Genomic DNA, 18,807 nt, shown 5'->3' with positions numbered 1-18,807 from the left:
CAACTACTGCGTGTGTACTACTTAATGTAGTACACTTATAACTTACATGATTAGTAAATTCCTGTCAACGTGCATTTCTTTACTTTTTTCGGTATAGCAACCTACAATAATTACAGGAGGTGTTCAGCATGAAACACATGATAGATGAAGCAAGATTATTGATATTTGATCTAGATGGAACGCTATATGAAGACACGGATCACTTTGATTATTATTGCAAACTGTTGCAGCAATGTGTTGAAGAGGATAAAAAAAAGGCATTTTGGCATACATATGAGAGCATGAAGAAGGGGACTCATCCGGTTGCAATAGGAAAAGTCTATGATATAAAAAATGATACAAGTGTTACAGTTGATCCGATGACACTCCAAGTAACGAAGGTAACTTCATTCGAAGGAGAAGAATGGCCGGAGGAAAGAATCAAGCAGGAGTATGCAGGTGAGCTTGTCTATGATTTTGACCGTCTGATCGCCATTGGAGATGGCTGGTGGCTGCCTTATGCGACAGCTATGCACTTTGGATTAAAGCAAAGCGATACGTGGGAATGCTACAACGCAACAAAAGAATATATGGTAACAGAACAGTTTCAGTTAACCAAAACACCAGGACTAAAAGATGGTTTGGCACGTTTGAAAGAGGAAAAAAAGCTTGTACTGCTTACGAACAGTGAAAGAGAAGATGTGAAAAGATTGCTTAGAGAGCTTGAGCTAGAGGGAATCTTTCATGCACTTTTTACAGAAGGACAAAAACCGCTGAAAACGAAAGAAAAAATACAAACCATTCTTGACGAATTTGACGTGCAGCCGCATGAAGCGGTTTCGATCGGCGATAATTTCATAAATGAGATTGCACCTTCGTTATTACTGGGGTTAAAAGCTATTTATATCCAGCCTAACCGCATAGAGGTCGAACATGAGAACCTGATTGTAATACCTACCTTAACGAATGCTTTGTAAAAAAGTTTTTAATGCTTGTTCTAAAATGGACAAATCCCCTTACACTTTATAGTAGGTATAAAAGGGGGCATGTATGTTGAAAAAATCCATGTGGTTTTTGCTGGGCTTCGCCATATATGGGACTTTCATGTGGTATTACTTGTTTCATGGAGCCGACTCCGCACTGCCAGTTGATCTTAAGGGATCAGCAGCTGATCCTGCCATGTTTATGACGGACAAGGAACTCGAACTAAGTACTGATTTTTCAAGAATTAAAGACTTCCTGTACTTCATTTCTGTTCCGCTTGAATGGTTGATCTATTTGTTTATTTTAGGTTTTGGCCTTTCAAAATGGTTTCGAAAAGCATCAGGAGGTCTGACGAAATTTTCAATCGTGCATACTGCGGTCTATGTGTTGCTGCTATCTTTTGCAAGCTGGTTATTAACATTCCCGCTTCGCTATTACAGTTTTACCGTATCCAAAAGCTACAAAATCTCGGTCCAATCGTTTCATAGTTGGATGAGAGACGGTCTTGTGGATTTCTGGATCAGCTGGGCATTAACAACACTCATGGTTGGGGTCATGTATTGGCTGATCAAAAAGTATGAAAAGAAATGGTGGGTGATTGCCTGGCTGCTTTCCATTCCATTTACGGTGTTTTTATACTTCATTCAGCCTGTTGTCATTGACCCTTTGTATAACAAGTTCTATCCGCTGCAGGATGAAGCTTTAAAAGAAAAGATCTTGAACATTGCTGAAAAAGCAGATATACCAGCTGAAAATGTATATGAAGTGAACATGTCTGAAAAGACCAATGCCTTAAACGCGTATGTGAACGGAATCGGTTCTAACTTAAGGATCGTCCTTTGGGATACGACCTTAAATAAATTGAACGATAACCAAGTGTTGTTTGTCATGGCCCATGAGATGGGGCATTATGTGATGAATCATCTGTATTGGAACTTAATTTCTTCCATTGTTCTATCTTTCCTAGGCTTGTGGCTTGGCAGTATCATCTATCGCAAGTGGGTTGAGAGATACGGTAAAACCTGGGGGTTAAAAGGACTGGGGGATCTTGCAGCTCTTCCTGCCTTGCTTTTAATATTTTCACTCCTCAGTTTTGCGGTCTCTCCTGTGGAAAATGCGGTTTCCCGAAAGGCAGAACGTGACGCGGATCAGTACGCGATTCAGATGACAAAGAATCCAGAAGCGGCAGTAGGTGCTTTTCAGCAGCTAGCCACCGTATCACTAAGCGAAGTGAATCCGCCTAAACTTGTAAAGTGGTTCTTATATGGCCATCCAACCATGCTTGAACGTATTCACTTTTTAGATAGCTATAAAACAGGAAAAACCTTGGATAAAGAGCAGCAGTAATGAGAGTCCGGTCTAATACTAAAAAAGCTAGCCGTAAGGAGTGAAGAAGCACTACTTCGGCTAGCTTTTTTAGTATTTTAGGAAGGTGACACATACACGCTTACCGCCTATCACCAAACCGTTCCTGATTTTCACAAACTACTTTAAGCTCTAATTCACTGCCTTCAAACTTACATTCGGAAGAACCAATACTTCGACTCGGCGGTTTTTCGCTCTGCCTTCTGCGGTTTTATTATCAGCTTTCGGCCGGTACTCCCCATAGCCGCTTGCACTTACTTGATTAGGTTTCAACTGGGGATTCTCCAGCAGAACCCGCATAAAGTTAATACCACGGAATGCGCTGAGCTCCCAGTTGGACTGAAAATCAGCTGTGCTGATTGGAACATTGTCTGTGTGCCCTGCTATTACAATATTGCGCGGAGGATTTGTAACAAGAAGATCGGATAACTTTTTGCCGATCTCTCTAGATCCAGGCTTAACGGTGGCGCTTCCAGAATCGAATAGGGCATTATCTAAAATAGTGATCAGGAGACCATTCTCCGTTAATTGCGTTTGGAGACTTGTCTGAAGGTTGTTAGCCTGAATGAAGGCATTGATCCTTTTTTCCAAGTCTTCTAGAGCTTCAAGTTCCTTCTTAGCATCTTCAAGACGTTCTTTTTCTTCTTTAGAGATTATTTCATTTTGTGTTTCGGGAATAGGCGTTGGGTCTGGAGTTGGGATAGGAGTCTGTTCGTCCATTACACCCGTACCGCTTGTGAATTCGTTTCGAAATGCACTTGCCATCTGCTTAAACTTTTGGGCATCGATCTCACTCATTGCAAACAGTACAATGAATAACGCTAAAAGCAAGGTGAGCATATCTGCATAAGGGATAAGCCATGATTCGTCTACATGATCTTCATGACGTTTCTTTTTTTTAGCCAACTGTACCACCCGCTTTGTATTGGTCGCGTTCACTAGTCGGAATGTAAGTTAAGAGCTTTTCTTCTAAGATCTTTGGTGAAGTGCCATCTTGGATCGAAAGCAATCCTTCGATCATAATTTCTTTAATCATAACTTCCTTTTTCGATTTACGCTTTAGTTTGTTGGCGAAAGGATGCCAAAGGACATATCCCGTAAAGATCCCAAACAATGTTGCGATAAATGCGGCTGAAATCGCTGACCCAAGTGCAACGATATCTGCCATATTGCTTAATGCTGCAACAAGTCCTACAACTGCACCTAATACTCCAAGGGTAGGTGCATATGTACCAGCCTGCGTGAAAATGGTGGCGTTAGACGCATGACGTTCTTCCATGGTTTCTAAGTCTTTTAAAAGAACATCCTTAATGAATTCAGGAGGCTGGCCGTCAACGATCATCTTAATGCCTTGCTGTAAAAAGGGATCATTTACTTCATCTGCTTTTGGTTCAAGGGCAAGGAGGCCTTCTTTTCTGGCTATTGTCGCCCACTCGATAAAGATTGCTACTAGTTCCTTCATACCTATGAGCTTTTGTTCTTGAAAGAGTACTTTAAACAATGCTGGTATTTTTTTTATTTCACTCATTGGAAACGCGATTAGAATGGCTGCTGCAGTCCCCGCAAAAATAATCAACATGGCTGCAGGATTGATTAAGGATGCCGGGCTGACACCTTTTAATACCATACCAACTCCAATTGCAATCATTCCAAGAATAACCCCTATTAAACTCGAGCGATCCATAAGATGTATCCCCACTTTATCTTTTATTTCTTTAGCACATTTCGTGTAGGCTTAGATATTCTTTTATATCGGAAAGATGAGGGGAAACTTAATGATAAATGATCGAAAATCACTAATCGTGGATAATTTTTAAACAACCGTTTAACAAACATCAGCAGCATAAGACAATCGTCTCCAGTTTTTGATATGATTAATATGAATAAATGAAGTGAAAAGAGGAATTTATTTGAAGTTCAAGCCGATTATTCTCATACTTTTATTTACAGGTTTGATTGGCCTTGCTTTGTATACTTCACAAAAAGAAAATGACGAAGTGAACAAACAGACAACGGTTACAGAAAATACAGGTTTAAAACCTGGGAGTAAAGCGCCTGATTTTAAATTGAATACGCTTGAGGGAAAGCAAATTTTACTTAAAGAATACCGGGGAAAAAAAGTGATATTGAATTTCTGGGCAACATGGTGTCCGCCATGCCGGAAAGAGATGCCTGAGATGCAGAAGTTTTATAAGGAGTATAAACAGAAAGATGTTGAGATCTTAGCCGTTAACTTAGAATACTCGGAAACCAAGCCTGAGAAAATAAGGGATTTTGTAAAAGAATATAAACTTGAATTTCCGATTCCACTTGATGAAAAAAATACGATTGGAAAGCAATTCAGAGCCGTTTCGATTCCAACGAGCTATTTTATTGATGAAGAAGGAACCATCACCCATATGCATGTAGGGCCGATGGACTATACGTTAATGGAAGAAGAAATAATGAAAATGAAGTAAACTAACTTATCATATGAAACCTTTGACTATTTGCGCAAAGGTTTCTTTTTTTAGAAATAGGTTATTTTTTCTTTTGGCTAAAAGTGTATAAAGGGACAAGTCATTATCCGTAATAAACTTTCAATAAGAAAAGTAATTCAAAAGACCTGTTTCCTTCTTTCGTAAAAATGGGAAACTTGACCAATAGGGAAGATTTTCTTTTTGTCGAATTAAGGTATGAGAGACCTATAGAATGTCAGGGCAATATATTTTGCTTACCACTCGTATCAGAATTATGTAAAAGAAGGGGACTGCTTAATGAACAAGCAATATGAAGAAATTGATATAAAACGTATTGCGGATTTTCACAGTACACTTTCACAATGCCCCATCCATCTGTTTGGACTAAAAAGAGAGGACAAAGGTGATTATGTTTTTACTCATTCTTCAGGAACGATGTATGACGCTCTTGGAGTTGCTAATAAACCGGCACCTGGTACAAAGCTAAATGAACTGCATTCAAAGGAACTGGTATCAAACTGGACACCACAAATAGAAAAGGCTTTCTCAGGAGAAACGCAGACTGCAGATATAGAAGTAGCAAATCAAAAAATTCGCACGACATTATATCCCGTTACTGGCGAGAATAGGGTAATCGGAACATCCTATATGTTGCCTTTACATGATCAAACGGAAAGTATTCGTGATAATAAATTTAGACAGCTGTTTGACCACGCACTTGAGGCCATTGTGTTATGTCGTTCAAATTTGGAGATCGCAGAAGTAAATGAAAGAGCCTGTGAATTATTGGAACTACCCAGAGATGAACTGGTAGGAAGAAATGCAGGAACTTTTTTTATGAAAAATGGCAAGGAAATTATTAAAAAAAAGTGGAAAGAGGTTATGTACGGTAACAAAATCTCTGGTGAATTTCGGTATAGAACGCCTGCTGGATACCTTAAAGAAATCGAATATACCTGTGAAAAGGATATGGTAGATCATTTGCATGTAACGATTCTTAAAGATGTAACCGATCAAAAAATAACAGAGCAGAAACTGTTAAAAGCTGAAACGTTAAATGTTGTAGGTGAACTGGCCGCGGGTGTCGCACATGAGATCCGAAATCCTTTAACTTCGTTAAAGGGATTTGTTCAGCTGATTCAGAACCAAACCGATGATTTTGACCAATATCTGTCCATTATTTTGTCTGAAGTAGACCGGATTGAACATATTATTAAAGAGTTTCTTGTGTTGTCCAAAAGCAATTCTCAAAACTTCAAAGAGTCTTGTATCGATGCGATCATTAAGGATACAGTTGATTTATTAAACACACAGGCGATCATGAAAAATATCGAAATTTCAACTGGATTCGAGAATGAGATTCCGCTTATTTTTTGTGATCCCATGCAATTGAAGCAGGTATTTATTAACTTTATTAAGAATGCGATAGAAGCTTCATCAGATGGAAATAAAGTAGATGTAAATATTAAATGGTGTCCAGACACAAACTATGTACAGATACAAATATGTGACTATGGATGCGGGATGGAAGAATCGGTATTAAAAAAGATAGGGAAGCCATTCTTTACGACGAAAGATGAAGGAACAGGGTTAGGTTTGATGGTAAGCAATAATATCATTAAACATCATAACGGAAAGCTTGATGTACAAAGCGAAAAAGGAATCGGAACAAAATTTATCATTTCATTACCGGTTAATCAGCAAAATTAAAAAAGCTTTCCCATAACGGGAAAGCTTTTTTAAAAATCAGAGTATATTACCCTTTGAATAATTGAACGAACATTTTACCATATTGACCACCGTCAACTACACCGATACCAACGTTAGTGAAATCAGATTTTAAGATGTTTTCACGGTGACCTTGAGAATTCATCAAGCTAGTGTGAGCACCATCAACAGAAGAGTTTCCTGCTAGGTTTTCACCAGCTGTCTTGTATTCCACACCAAACTTCTTCATCATATCGAATGGAGAACCATAAGTTGGTGAGTTGTGATCGAAATAGTTGTTGTCGATCATGTCTTTAGCTTTAACACGAGCTACTTTTGTTAATTCTGGGTCAGCTTTTAATGCTGGTAAACCTTTCTTTTCACGCTCTTGGTTTACAAGATTAAGCATTTGTTGCTCATCAGCAGTAAGTTCTGCACTTGTTTCAGCTTTTGGTGCTTCCTGAGCTGGAGCTTTTGTCTGCTCTTGCTGAGGTGCTGGAGCTGGTGCAGCTTGCTGTTGTTGTTGTGGTGCTGGAGCAGCTTGTGTTTGCTGCTGTTGATTATTATTTGAAGAAAACGGGCATTCTGCCGCTTCTGAGATTCCTGCGTTAGCGCCAAATAGGGAAGCGCCTAATACTGATGCGATTACTAATTTTTTCATAAGATGTTTCCCCTCCTAATAATTTATCTTACGTGTACATGTTTCGGGACTTTAGTAGGGGGGATGGGGGTTTGGAAGTAACTACCAGTTTAAACGACCGACAACCTGGTTACATCTTTGGATAGCGAATCGATCATGAATACATCTGGATTGGTTAAAAGCTCCCATTCTTTAAATTCAAATGACGGCTCATACAAACTAATCAACATGCTCATTAAGTTGCCATGCGTGACGAGCAATACAGAATGATGGCCCGCATCTTCTAATTCTTTTATTAGAGAATGAATTCTCTGTTTAGCCTCAAAGGATGACTCACCGCCAGGAAACTTTAAATGTTCTTCTTTATATGTACGTTCTAAATGAAACTTCCAATCCCAATTAGGATCTGTTTGTGTAGAAAGGACCCTCTCGGCTAGTCGCTTATCAGTTTTAATTTCGTTATGTGTTAACTCGGCATAAGGTTTTATCGTGTCTATGGCCCTTTTAAAAGGACTTGATAAAAGAATGTTGAAGTTGTACCTCTTTAAAAAATGGGCAAGTTTCTGTGCTTGACGGCACCCTTCTTCTGTTAAAGGAGCATCACTTTCTTGCCCGGTTGCACTGCAATGTCTAACGGCAATCATTTTCATGACCTTATCACCACTTAATATAGAAGTTTTGTTTTTTATATGGCTGGATTGTTCCTTCTGGAGAGTCGAAAATCGTTTTTTCTAAACTAAACTTTGATAAGAAGCGCTTATTATTCATTCGGGACGTTAAACCCAAATCCTTCCCGAATACTATAAGGGGAAGACGAAGGGAGATTCTTATGTATCCTGAATTAAATCACTTTACACACATGAAAAAAGAATATGATGCTGATATCGCTCGAGCTGAAGAGAAGTGGCAGCTGTTGAATAAACAAAAGGAATGGGCTTCAGCTGAATATGAAGAACTCTTGAATGAGTATGGTGCTAGGAATACAAAAGTAACAATGGAGCACTTAACCGAAGCAAAAAACAGTTATCTCAGAGCGATGGAGAAAGAACGCGAGGCTATGGATCACCTTGATGAGTTAAAAGATAAGAGAGACGACAGACTTTCAGAATACATAAAAACGGTGTACACATCACGTGACCGGGAACTCGATGCTGCAAAGAGCAGCATGGAGAAAAAGATTGATCAATTAGAGCGTCTGAAAGCAGAGTATTTAATGATGGTCCAGCAGATTCAAGAAATTCATGCCTATCGCATCTCAGTGGAAAAAGAAACAAACGAGGCGATTAACAGTTATCATCAATCTTATGAGCCAAAAGAAATTCTGCCGGTATATCCACCATTGGCACGTCTAGAGATTCCATTATCTGATATTCAATATGTTTTTCAAAAAGGAGAACTTCCGGCTCATTTAAATAAGTACCTTCATTTTAACGAAATAAAAAAGCCATAATCCTCAAAGAGGATTATGGAAAGAAAACCGAACGCATGATGAAGAAATGGGGGTAGGGAATTGCTCTACTGACCTCTTGTCAGCAGGAGAGATTTATATCTCACAATCCTACTATATGACCATATGAGATAAATGGTATGGACAAGTGCCATGGGCATTCATGTATTTTTATGACTTAAAATTGCTGGTGGTTGATTTCCGCTCCAGGTGCACGCTTTCCGCGGGGCGTGCGGTGAGCCTCCTGCCGCTACGCCCCATTAGGAGTCTCCACCTGACCGTTCGTCCCGCGGGAGTCGGCAACCTTACGCTCCAATCAACTTGCAAAGCAAGAAAAAATATAAAGCAGGCACATTAGGAAATAACTCCTCATGTGCCTGCTTCTTTTTTAGTTCACTTTCTGTTTCCACTTCTGCAATAAGTCTTTTTCTTTATCTGGATGTAAGCCTGCTTTCCATTGGTCCTGTTCGATGTTTCTTGAACGTGACCAAGCTGCTGTATCCTGGATAGTCTCTTCGATCGAACGATATACGAGTCCTTTGTTCCTGGCTTTCGAATCATCCGCATAATCCAGGCCTCGAAATTCTTCACTTGCTATCCATAAAGGCATTTCCACCCATTCTCCGACTTTTTCTTCTAAAAGAAAGGATTCAGGAACAGCTACGATGGTAGCTTCAACCTCATTTGGAATGCATGTTTGAACAAAGTCATTGAAGTGATAGATTCCTCCTACAGCTTGATACACACCATATTCCTGATTTTCTGCCATACGTACGATCCAATCGGCTAGATCTCTGGCATCGATAAACCGAATTGTAGGATCTTTCATTTCCGGTACAAGTATTTCTCCACCTTGATGACCCCTATGTGGCCAATACGTAAAGCGGTCTGTATAGTCATGGGGCCCAACAATCAATCCTGGGCGAATGATTAGTGCTTTTTCACCGAATACGTTCTGGACTTCTTTTTCACAAGCTGCTTTTAATGCACCATAATTCTCACCCATTTCAGTAGTGTCCGGGTCGTGAAGAACAGCCGTTTTGGCGTCTTCAGTTAGATAGCGGACAGATTGATCTTCATAAACGGATACCGAAGAAACAAATATATAGGAAGAAACTTTTTTTCGAAGTGCCTCTGCAGACTTTCTTACTTGCCTTGGAAAATAACCGCAAGTATCTATTACTACATCCCAGGTTCTATCTTCTAATAGAGAAAGATTTTGTTCCCGGTCACCGATTCGTTCATCAACTCCTGCAAAGTGGCCAGGAGTTGTGGTTTTTCCTCTGTGAAACAATGTGACCTCATGGTTATTTCTTAAAAAAGATTCCATCAAGTGCCTGCCTAAAAAACGTGTACCGCCAATGATTAATACTTTCATCTCATACACCGCCTATTCCATTTTTCTTAATGCAGGAAGTTTCCACATGATTAAAAGATTAACAACGATTAACGAAAGTGCCCCGCCAGCCATAATGTGATCGATGGTAAACCCATAGGAGATCAGCAACGATGTCGCGGCAAGAGATAACGGAGCGAGACCCATACTTGCCATCGTTAAAAGTCCCATCAAGCGCCCGAGTAGTTTTTTATCAACTGAAGCTTGAACGGCTGAGATGAGAGGGATGTTGGTAGCAGGGAATGTAACGCCAATAAAAAAAATCGCCATCATACAAACGTAAAGAGAAGAGCTTTGACTAAACCAAAAAAAGAAAAGATTCATCGCGAATAAAGAGACCGTTACGACTAATCCTCGTCTTTTTTTGAAATTTAGAATACCGATAATGACTAAACTGATCAGCATCCCTGCCGCCATAGAGCCTTCGATAAAACTAAAATCCAGCGCACTGCCATCCAGAATGTTTTTTACGAAAATCGGAAGACCCATCATGAGCGGACCTACAACAAAAACGTTGAGAAAGATCGTGCTTAAAAATAACGCTTTTAGAAAGGAAGATTGCTTAACAACATCAATTCCTTCCTTAATGGACTGCCACATACCAGGTTTCTTCGTTCCGGAACTTTCGGAAGCAGGGATATTTAATAAGTAGGCGATAATCGCGGAGATCAACAACATCAATGCCGGAACACCAAACGAAAGCATATAGCCTCCGCTTGAGGCCACGAGCAACCCGCCAATCATTGGGCCAAGGATAAGTGAGCTTTGCTGTGTGGTTTGGATTACTGAATTAGCACGTGTCAGCTGGGTGTGATCAACGACATTTGGCAAGAGTGAACCATTTGCCGGCCAAACGAAGGCATCCAGTACACCGAAAAGAAAACCGAAGAAGATAAAGGACAAAAGGGAAAGATGACCGGTTGCGAGCATGACAAGCAGACTGCATAACACAATAGTTCTTGTGAAATTCGCTGCAAATAATATTTTCGTCCTGCTGATCCTGTCTGCTAAAACACCGCCAACTGCCATGAACAAAATACGAGGTACATTTGCAGCAATAAAAACGATCCCTAGTGAAGCTTCCTTATCGAGTGTCTTAACGACATACCAGCTTTGGGAAAACTGAAAAATAGCAATAGAGAAGGAAGAACAAATAGTAATTGCCCAGATGAACAAAAAGGAACGCTGTTTAAATAAGGACTCTGCTTTAGGTTCAGCTAATGCTGTGGCTTGTGCCATCTCAATCAATCTCCTCTTCTGGATAAGGTGTATCTTTTAATGGAAAAGAAAGCATGAAGTAGTGGTACATCTCACCTTCTTCCTGTTCGTTCTTTTTAAATTCTGAAATCAGGTCTGAAATTTCTTTGGCTTTATCATGGAGCTGTTTTACCTGGCTGGGTGAGAGTTTGACGTGTTTATAGCCAAATTTAATCGGGGAATCTGTATAAGCTAATACTTCAGGATCCAACTTTCTTATCATGGATTTCGTTTTATCCAGCGAAACGAGGATATTCTCTTTTAACGCATCGGAAAGTTCATCTTTCACAATGTTGCGCTGATCTGGCAAAATCTCTGCGATAGAAAATGATCGAGCGACAGGTCTGTAGAACTTTTGTACAATCCCATTTTTTTCTTCGGTTCTTTCCACGACGATTAAACCAACCCGTTCCATCTCTTTAAGATGATAATGAATCTTTGGGGCAGGTACTTCCAGGATATCGGCTAGAATCTTACCGGTCTTTGCTTCATCAAGAATCTCCCACAGGATTTTAATGCGCAAAGGGTCACTGATTACCTTTAATTGTTCGATTTCATGTATATGAAAAATTTCTTGCATGTTAAACACTCCTAAAACGTTCAAATTTATTTGAAAGTTTCTTATCGCTATTATATGATATCCGTCATTCAAATTGCACATTATTTGTAAAAAATAGTTCAAATGTTATGAAAATTCTTGTATAATCCTAGTATAATGTTCGCATTACAACTAGAGGCTGGAGGTTCACAGTATGGGGAATAAGGATTTGAAATCCTATGTGGAAAGGTTAGAGAGAGTACATTATATTGTTTCAAAACGGTTGCATCCAGAAATTGCGATCGAAAAAGAATTAACGAAGACACAATTTGTTCTTTTGAAAACATTATGTGTACGAAATAAGTGGACTGTTTCAAAATTAGCCGAATATATGGGTGTTAAACCAAGTGCAATCACTGTGGGGGCAGACCGATTGTACAAGCGTGGTTTTGTACGACGCTACCGAAGTGAACTAGACCGTCGAATTGTTTATCTTGAAATCACAGATGAAGGACATGAGATTTTGAGAGAAGCTGAAAATGAGAGAGTAAGCTCTATCAGTGACTACCTGAATCACTTGTCACCAGAAGAACTAGGAACTTTTATAGATATTTATGAAAAACTTGCTAACGGTACCCAACAGGACAAAGAAGAATATGTGCTTACTACGAAAACCAGTTGATGATAACTGGTTTTTTTTTCTCTGTAATTTGGAATAAGGGGTTTTACATTTTTCTCTATTATTTTTTCATAGATTTCATTCTATTTGAATTTTTCACTGCATAGGATGTGATAGAAACGAATTAAGAAGTGGAGGACGACAAATGTTTACCCCGCAATTAAATATGAAACGTTTACCGCTTTTATTAGCAGGAGCCATGCTTTTTATCGTCATCGCCACCAGTTTCATCACATCCTTCGAGCATAAGTACAGGCTGAGCTCATCCACCATGCATAAGTGGTTAACTGAGTTTTCAGGAGAAGCACTCGTCTATTTTATAGGCTGGGAAAATCGCTATTTTACACAAGAACTTCCAAAAGAAAGCGAACCTCCAGCCTTATCGAGCATCTTGCTTGAGCTTGCAACAAGTATTAAACCTGGAGACATCAGAAGCCTGCTTGGAAACGAGCTACCAGGGTTTGCGCTCTATGACTCAACAATCATTGTTGCAGGGGAAGGGACAGACTATACCAACATCGGTTATGAATCCCCACCACCGATGGAGCTGCTTTTAAGCGGTGAAGATGCAGAAGTACAGGATATAGAACGGCTGGAAGACCCAGAACCTGCTGATCCGCAGAATCCGCCTGGTCAGACAACAGGTGGAAAAAAAGTAGCTTATATTTATCACTCTCATAGCTGGGAATCCTTTTTGCCGCATCTAAAGGGAGTGACAAACCCGGATCATGCGATTCATTCGAAAGTAAATATCACGATGGTTGGAAAGAAGCTCGGAGAGGAGCTCGAATCGAGAGGAATTGGTTCATCGGTTGATATGACAGATATGACGGAGTACCTAAAGAAAAACAACACAGACTATCGTAAGAGTTATCCGATGTCCCGAAACCTTGTAGAAAGTGCGATGGCAAGCAATAACGATCTGGACTTAATTTTCGACCTGCATAGAGATTCTTCACGCAAAAAGACGACAACTGCTACGATTGATGGAAAGTCTTATGCAAAAGTTCTGTTCGTAATCGGAAAAGGAAATCCACATTATGAAAAGAACCAAGCCGTGGCTCAAGAAATCCATAAGATTTTGGATGAAAAATATCCAGGATTAAGCCGTGGGATCATTGGAAAAAACAAATCAGAAGGAACGAACGGCGTATACAATCAAGATCTTCATGAAAGTGCACTGCTGATTGAGTTTGGTGGAGTAGATAACAACATGGATGAGCTGTACCGTAGTGCTGAAGCGATCGCTGAAGCAGTTGCAGAGTATTATTGGAAGCAAAAAGATGTGAAAGCTGAATAAACGTTTAGGCTCTAGAGGGTGTAGAATCCACTAGAGTCTTTTTATATGGCGGGTATTGAACGAGAGGACTTGTCTACGAATGTCGACTCGTGGATACATGACTAAATCTTGTGGATTGGAGCTTAAAATTTTTGGATTGAAGTCCAAAACTCGTGGATAAAGCTCCTGAATTTGTGGATTCACACTACAAACTAAGATTTATTGTTCATAACAGGCATGTATTCTGCAAATTCTAATAAAAAATGGTATAAAAAGAGAGAAATGCTTGTTTTAATTACCAGTGAACGGGAATAAAAAAGAGATAAAGAGAAGTACGTGAAAAAGGAGCTATCGCATGAAGCGGATGAAACGAATATGGGAATTTTCCCTTACCTTATTATTGTTAATTTGTTTATACATCGTGTTCTTTGCAGAAGGATATGTCATCATCAAAACGGTATTCGGGCTCCTGTACGTAGCGGTGATCTTGTATACGATCTTTTCATTAATGCTTGAAAACAGAACCGCACAGCACACACTGTTATGGATTTATGTACTCATATTCATCCCTTTTATCGGATATATGTTTTATCTGTATTCCGGACAGCTTTATCTAAAAGGACATCTTTTCAAGTCTAAGCGTAAAAAGGACCGGGAAGAATGGATTAGGGTTTCGAAACAAGATGAAAAGCCTGACTTTAGTGATTTGAAAAGACATCAGCAATGTTTTGCTACGCATGCTCATCACATCACATTAACGAAGATTAATCGTCATACCTGTACGAAGATCCTAAAGAACGGGCAAGAGACTTTTCCTGAGATCATAAGAAGACTAGAAGAGGCGAAAGAGTACATTCATATTCAATATTATATCTTTCGTTCTGACAGGCTTGGAAAAGATATCATCGATCTTTTAATCAAAAAAGCAAATGAAGGCGTTAAAGTCCGATTTCTATATGATGGAGTCGGCAGTTTATCACTTCAACAATACGATATTGACCGTATGAAAAAGGCCGGTATTCTTGTGACCGCATTCTTGCCGATCAGGTATGGATTTTTTAACCAAAAACTAAACTTTAGAAACCATAGAAAAATCATTGTGATCGATGGCAAAGTTGGTTTTGTCGGTGGTTTAAACGTAGGCGTTGAATACTTAGGGGAAGATCCAGAAATCGGATTTTGGCGTGATACTCACATGGTCATGGAAGGGGAAGCGGTTCAAGTTCTTCATGCTATTTTCCTGATGGACTGGGAATACGTGTGTGGAGAGGATCTTTTGGAAGACCCTCATTTAACGAAAGCCTATCCTTCAGAAGGAGATGGAATCGTTCACGTTGTAGCGAGTGGACCTGATACACAGCTTGGGATCATGAGTGATCTGTATTATTCACTTATCTCCTGTGCTGAGAAATCGATATGGATTGCAACGCCTTATTTTGTTCCGAACGAAGCGATTCGGACAGCCTTAAGGGTCGCTGCTAAAAAAGGTGTCCAAGTCAGACTGATGGTCCCAGAGATCAACGACGGATTTTTAACTCAATATGCAACACGTTCTTATTTTCCTGAGCTGCTTCGTTCAGGTATTGAAATCTATACGTATCAAAAGGGATTCTTGCATCAGAAAGTAATTATCATTGATGGAGATACAGCATCTATTGGTACAGCAAACATGGATATGAGAAGCTTTCATTTAAATTTTGAGGTAAATGTGTTCATGCTTAATACGAAATCAGTCGCTGATCTTGTCGAGCAATATGAAGAAGATATCGAAGACTCAACCAAGATTCGACCTGTCGAATTTTATAAGAGAGGGCTATGGGAGAGAATAAAAGAATCATTCTCCCGCCTATTCTCTGGTGTTCTCTAAACGGAAGAAGATTCGCTCATCAAAAAACAAAGAATAGAAAGTCCTCCTTGAGAATAGGGTTGTACAAGACATACTCGCGAGGAGGATTTTTTTATGGACTGGCTTGAAGCCCTTATTTTAGGCATGGTTCAAGGTTTAACCGAGTTTTTACCGGTAAGTTCGACAGGACACCTGCTGCTCGGGAGGCAGATCTTTAATCTCGAGGAAGCAGGACTATTTCTAGACAGCATGCTTCATGTTGGGACATTGATTGCGGTAATGACGGTGTATTGGAAAGATATTTTAAACGTCATGAAGAAGCCATTTAGCAAAACGGGACTGCTGCTCATCGCTGGAACGATTCCAACCGCTGTTATTGGCATTAGTTTTAAGGATTTCTTTGAAGAAATTTCAAAAACCGGTGTAACAGTTGGATGGGAGTTCTTAGCCACAGGGCTTTTGCTTTGGTGGGCTGATTCTTTTAAGAGAAATGGCTTTAAAGGAGTAGAAGAGATCACAATAAGGGATGCCCTAGTGATCGGGACATTTCAAGGAGCTGCTATTCTCCCTGCTATTTCGCGTTCCGGTTTAACGATAGCCGCTGCTCTATTTTGTAAGATTGATAAAAAAGCTGCTGCTTATTTCTCCTTTCTTTTGTCGATTCCATCCATTGCTGGGGGAGTCGTTCTGCAGTCAAAAGATCTTTTTACAGCAAATGCACCGTCTATCGCTTATTCATCTTTAATCATAGGGACGATTGCTTCTGCCTTGTTTGGCTATATCGCTGTAAAATGGATGATCAAACTTTTGCAAACGGGCACGTTAAAAGGCTTTGCCATCTACGTTTGGCTGATTGGTTTATTTGTGATCGGCTTACAATTTACGGGTAACATGTAATGGTATATGTTTACATGTCAAAAATGGATTGACAATTAAAAGGTGGAGGATTACAGTATATGTAATTCAAGATTTAGCAGGCTTTAGATCGCTGAATTCACAGTCCTTTTCTTTTTAATAAAGAAGACGGTGAAACGGGGGAACCAATCTTTTGGGGTGAATTTTGCACAGCAAAAAGGGATACTCCATTCCCTAATCCGACAGCTAACCCCGTAAGCGTCATGTCACTGGAGAGGTCGAATTGGTGAAAATCCAGACCCGCTTTTTTGTGTGGTCTTTTTTTGTTTTTACCTGCTTTTTAAGAACCTCTTATCCAGCACAGCTAGAGAACATAATAGAACTTCATGGAATTTAAGGGGAGAATGAGATGGAAAAACAGTTTGCCGTAATCGGACTGGGCCGTTTTGGAGGCAGTATATGCCGGGAGTTTGCCAAAATGGGTTATGATGTCCTCGCGATCGATAATGATATGGAAAAGGTAAATGAATTTGTGACGATTGCCACTCAGGCCGTTCAAGCGAATTCAACAGATGAAAAGGTTATGAAATCGCTAGGAATCAGGAATTTCAATCATGTGATCGTTTCGATCGGTGATGATATTCAATCGAGTATCTTAACCACACTTCTGCTAAAAGAATTTGGCGTAAACAAAGTGTGGGTAAAAGCTCAAAATGATTATCACCATAAAGTGCTCGAGAAGCTAGGAGCTGATCGTATCATCCATCCTGAACGTGATATGGCTCTTCGTGTCGCACAGCTTATCTCATCAGAGAAAATCATCGATTTTATTGAGCTGTCACATGAACACAGTATTGTCGAGATTGGTGTGACAAATAAAATTGTGAATAAAACTTTGACTGATTTAGACATTCGGGCTCGATATGGATGTAATATTGTTGCGATTAAGCGCAGTGAAGACATTCTAGTCTCCCCGATCGCGGATGTTTCCCTTCAATATGGTGATGTTCTCGTAGTGATCGGGCGAAATGAGGACTTGAACCGTTTTGAGGAAGAGGGCGTATAGTCTATACATTGTTTCAGCTAGCAAAAAGATACAGGATAACCCTTCATACCAGCTTGAAAAGGTCATTGGATCTTATCAAGCTGGTTTTTTTGATGTTCGAAACGTATCTTGGCTAATAATGGGATAAGAGGCGTTTTGTTGGGAAAGCTATTACAAGATTTAATGAATGTCATTGAAAGGGTGAGTGGCACATGCAAAAAATTAAAGAAACCTTTCTTGTTTCTCCCTTTCTTGTCTTTTTTCTCATTCATTCAGAACAAGTGGGAGTCGGAGTATTAGGCTATCAGCGAATTATTGCGAAGTTTGCAGGTTATGATTCTTGGATCTCTGTTATCATTGCGGCTGTTTTTGTTCATGTTCTGATCTGGATGATCTATTATGTGCTCGATAACGGCGATGGAGATATCGTCAGCATACATAAAAGCTTATTTGGCGGAATACTGGGAAACATCTTTAATTTAGCTCTCGTTTTGTATTTTCTTCTTTGGTCGTTAACCGTCTTAAGAACCTATATTGAGGTCATACAAGTATGGATGTTTCCAACCTTAAAACCATGGGCAGTAGCGGCTGTATTCCTCCTGTTAACATACTATGTAGTTTCTGCCGGATTCCGTACGGTGGCTGGCATTTGTTTTCTAGGTGTTGTGATTCCTTTAGGACTTATATTCCTATTGTTCTATCCGCTTGAATATACTCACTTTTCTAATCTGCTTCCCGTCTTTGATGAAAAATTGAATGATTATTTAACGGCGTCTAAAAATATGATGCTTAGCTACCTTGGATTTGAAACATTGCTTGTCTTCTATCCATTTATAAAGCATGCAAAGAGCTCACAAAAGTTTGCCCATCATGCCAATCTTCTTACCTTTATGATGTATCTTTTAGTTACTTTGTTTTCGTTTGCTTTCTTCAGTCAGGAGCAGCTTGCACGGAACATTTGGGCAACACTCTCTATGGTCAAGATCGTACAGCTCTCTTTCCTAGAACGTTTTGACTTCGTTTTTGTTTCGATGTGGTGTCTCGTCATCTTGCCGAATATAACCCTTGCCGTCTGGTGTTCGAGCCGGGTTTTGAAACTAATGTTAAACATCAGACACCACGTTACATTAATTCTTTTGTTATGTGTCGTCTTTGCAGCTTGTTTCTACATAAACACGCGCTTAAGGATTAATATGCTTAATCATTATACGAATATCATTGGTTTCTACTTGGCGATCAGCTATATCCCTTTTCTGTTTGTTGTGACTTTTATTAAGAAAAAAATCAAAAATAAAAGGACGAATAACGGTCAAACGTCTTCGTCCACTTAG

18 protein-coding genes and 1 riboswitch are annotated in these 18,807 nt (G+C 39.7%); of the genes, 11 read left to right on the top strand and 7 right to left on the bottom strand.

Going from position 1 to position 18,807, the window contains the following annotated elements; all coding sequences use genetic code 11:
- The first annotated feature begins 128 nt into the window (after window positions 1-128).
- Complete coding sequence (locus M3206_RS03680; RefSeq protein WP_251311154.1) at window positions 129-956, top strand: HAD family hydrolase; 828 nt, start codon at window positions 129-131, stop codon at window positions 954-956.
- 73 nt (window positions 957-1,029) lie between these two features.
- Window positions 1,030-2,310: a M48 family metallopeptidase gene (locus M3206_RS03675; protein WP_251311153.1), complete on the top strand. Its 1,281-nt coding sequence runs from the start codon at window positions 1,030-1,032 to the stop codon at window positions 2,308-2,310.
- A gap of 150 nt (window positions 2,311-2,460) precedes the next feature.
- On the opposite strand, the gene motB is transcribed toward M3206_RS03675, so the two are convergent.
- Together motB and motA are read right to left on the bottom strand one after the other, a co-directional pair.
- Entirely contained in the window at window positions 2,461-3,234 is a 774-nt protein-coding gene (gene motB, locus M3206_RS03670) for a flagellar motor protein MotB (protein ID WP_251311152.1), read from the bottom strand.
- Window positions 3,227-4,012: a flagellar motor stator protein MotA gene (gene motA / locus M3206_RS03665; RefSeq protein WP_251311151.1), complete on the bottom strand. Its 786-nt coding sequence runs from the start codon at window positions 4,010-4,012 to the stop codon at window positions 3,227-3,229. Before motA ends, motB begins: the two co-directional genes overlap by 8 nt.
- Before the next feature lie 226 nt (window positions 4,013-4,238).
- On the opposite strand from motA, the gene M3206_RS03660 reads away from it, so the two are divergent.
- Entirely contained in the window at window positions 4,239-4,787 is a 549-nt protein-coding gene (locus tag M3206_RS03660; RefSeq protein WP_251311150.1) for a peroxiredoxin family protein, read from the top strand.
- Between the two features lie 297 nt (window positions 4,788-5,084).
- On the top strand, window positions 5,085-6,497 hold the full coding sequence (locus M3206_RS03655; RefSeq protein WP_251311149.1) for an ATP-binding protein: 1,413 nt from the start codon (window positions 5,085-5,087) through the stop codon (window positions 6,495-6,497).
- Between the two features lie 46 nt (window positions 6,498-6,543).
- On the opposite strand, the gene M3206_RS03650 is transcribed toward M3206_RS03655, so the two are convergent.
- Window positions 6,544-7,155 (bottom strand): CAP domain-containing protein, encoded by a 612-nt coding sequence (locus M3206_RS03650; RefSeq protein WP_251311148.1) that lies wholly within the window; start codon window positions 7,153-7,155, stop codon window positions 6,544-6,546.
- A gap of 89 nt (window positions 7,156-7,244) precedes the next feature.
- Window positions 7,245-7,784, bottom strand: coding sequence for a histidine phosphatase family protein (locus M3206_RS03645; RefSeq protein ID WP_251311147.1), 540 nt, complete (start codon window positions 7,782-7,784; stop codon window positions 7,245-7,247).
- Between the two features lie 179 nt (window positions 7,785-7,963).
- Here M3206_RS03645 and M3206_RS03640 point away from each other — a divergent pair, with 179 nt between their 5' ends.
- Entirely contained in the window at window positions 7,964-8,584 is a 621-nt protein-coding gene (locus M3206_RS03640) for a hypothetical protein (protein ID WP_251311146.1), read from the top strand.
- A 385-nt stretch (window positions 8,585-8,969) separates the two neighbouring features.
- Here the strand turns inward: M3206_RS03640 and M3206_RS03635 are convergent, their stop codons facing one another.
- From M3206_RS03635 to M3206_RS03625, 3 genes are read right to left on the bottom strand one after another with little or no spacing between them, the layout of a single operon-like run.
- Window positions 8,970-9,959: an NAD-dependent epimerase/dehydratase family protein gene (locus M3206_RS03635; protein ID WP_251311145.1), complete on the bottom strand. Its 990-nt coding sequence runs from the start codon at window positions 9,957-9,959 to the stop codon at window positions 8,970-8,972.
- 12 nt (window positions 9,960-9,971) lie between these two features.
- Complete coding sequence (locus M3206_RS03630; RefSeq protein ID WP_251311144.1) at window positions 9,972-11,216, bottom strand: MFS transporter; 1,245 nt, start codon at window positions 11,214-11,216, stop codon at window positions 9,972-9,974.
- A gap of 1 nt (window position 11,217) precedes the next feature.
- A complete protein-coding gene (locus M3206_RS03625) occupies window positions 11,218-11,814 on the bottom strand; it encodes an ArsR/SmtB family transcription factor (protein WP_251311143.1) in 597 nt (198 codons plus the stop codon).
- 172 nt (window positions 11,815-11,986) lie between these two features.
- Between M3206_RS03625 and M3206_RS03620 the strand changes: the two genes are divergently transcribed.
- The 6 genes from M3206_RS03620 (at window position 11,987) to M3206_RS03595 (ending at window position 18,807) form a co-directional block, all read left to right on the top strand.
- The gene (locus M3206_RS03620) at window positions 11,987-12,454 is read left to right on the top strand and encodes a MarR family winged helix-turn-helix transcriptional regulator (protein WP_251311142.1); all 468 of its coding nucleotides are present in this window, start codon (window positions 11,987-11,989) and stop codon (window positions 12,452-12,454) included.
- A 142-nt stretch (window positions 12,455-12,596) separates the two neighbouring features.
- Window positions 12,597-13,751 carry a stage II sporulation protein P gene (gene spoIIP / locus M3206_RS03615; RefSeq protein WP_251311141.1) on the top strand — a complete coding sequence of 385 codons (1,155 nt, stop codon included), beginning with the start codon at window positions 12,597-12,599 and terminating at the stop codon, window positions 13,749-13,751.
- 334 nt (window positions 13,752-14,085) lie between these two features.
- Entirely contained in the window at window positions 14,086-15,597 is a 1,512-nt protein-coding gene (gene cls / locus M3206_RS03610) for a cardiolipin synthase (RefSeq protein ID WP_425590703.1), read from the top strand.
- A gap of 93 nt (window positions 15,598-15,690) precedes the next feature.
- Complete coding sequence (locus M3206_RS03605; RefSeq protein WP_251311140.1) at window positions 15,691-16,473, top strand: undecaprenyl-diphosphate phosphatase; 783 nt, start codon at window positions 15,691-15,693, stop codon at window positions 16,471-16,473.
- 79 nt (window positions 16,474-16,552) lie between these two features.
- Window positions 16,553-16,708, top strand: a riboswitch (cyclic di-AMP (ydaO/yuaA leader).
- 132 nt (window positions 16,709-16,840) lie between these two features.
- A complete protein-coding gene (locus tag M3206_RS03600) occupies window positions 16,841-17,497 on the top strand; it encodes a potassium channel family protein (RefSeq protein WP_251311139.1) in 657 nt (218 codons plus the stop codon).
- A 191-nt stretch (window positions 17,498-17,688) separates the two neighbouring features.
- Window positions 17,689-18,807 (top strand): GerAB/ArcD/ProY family transporter, encoded by a 1,119-nt coding sequence (locus tag M3206_RS03595; RefSeq protein WP_251311138.1) that lies wholly within the window; start codon window positions 17,689-17,691, stop codon window positions 18,805-18,807.

Source organism: Fictibacillus phosphorivorans (assembly GCF_023715845.1).
GTDB classification, from domain to species: Bacteria; Bacillota; Bacilli; order Bacillales; family Fictibacillaceae; genus Fictibacillus; species Fictibacillus phosphorivorans_D.
This window is presented reverse-complemented; position numbering and strand designations above follow the sequence as displayed.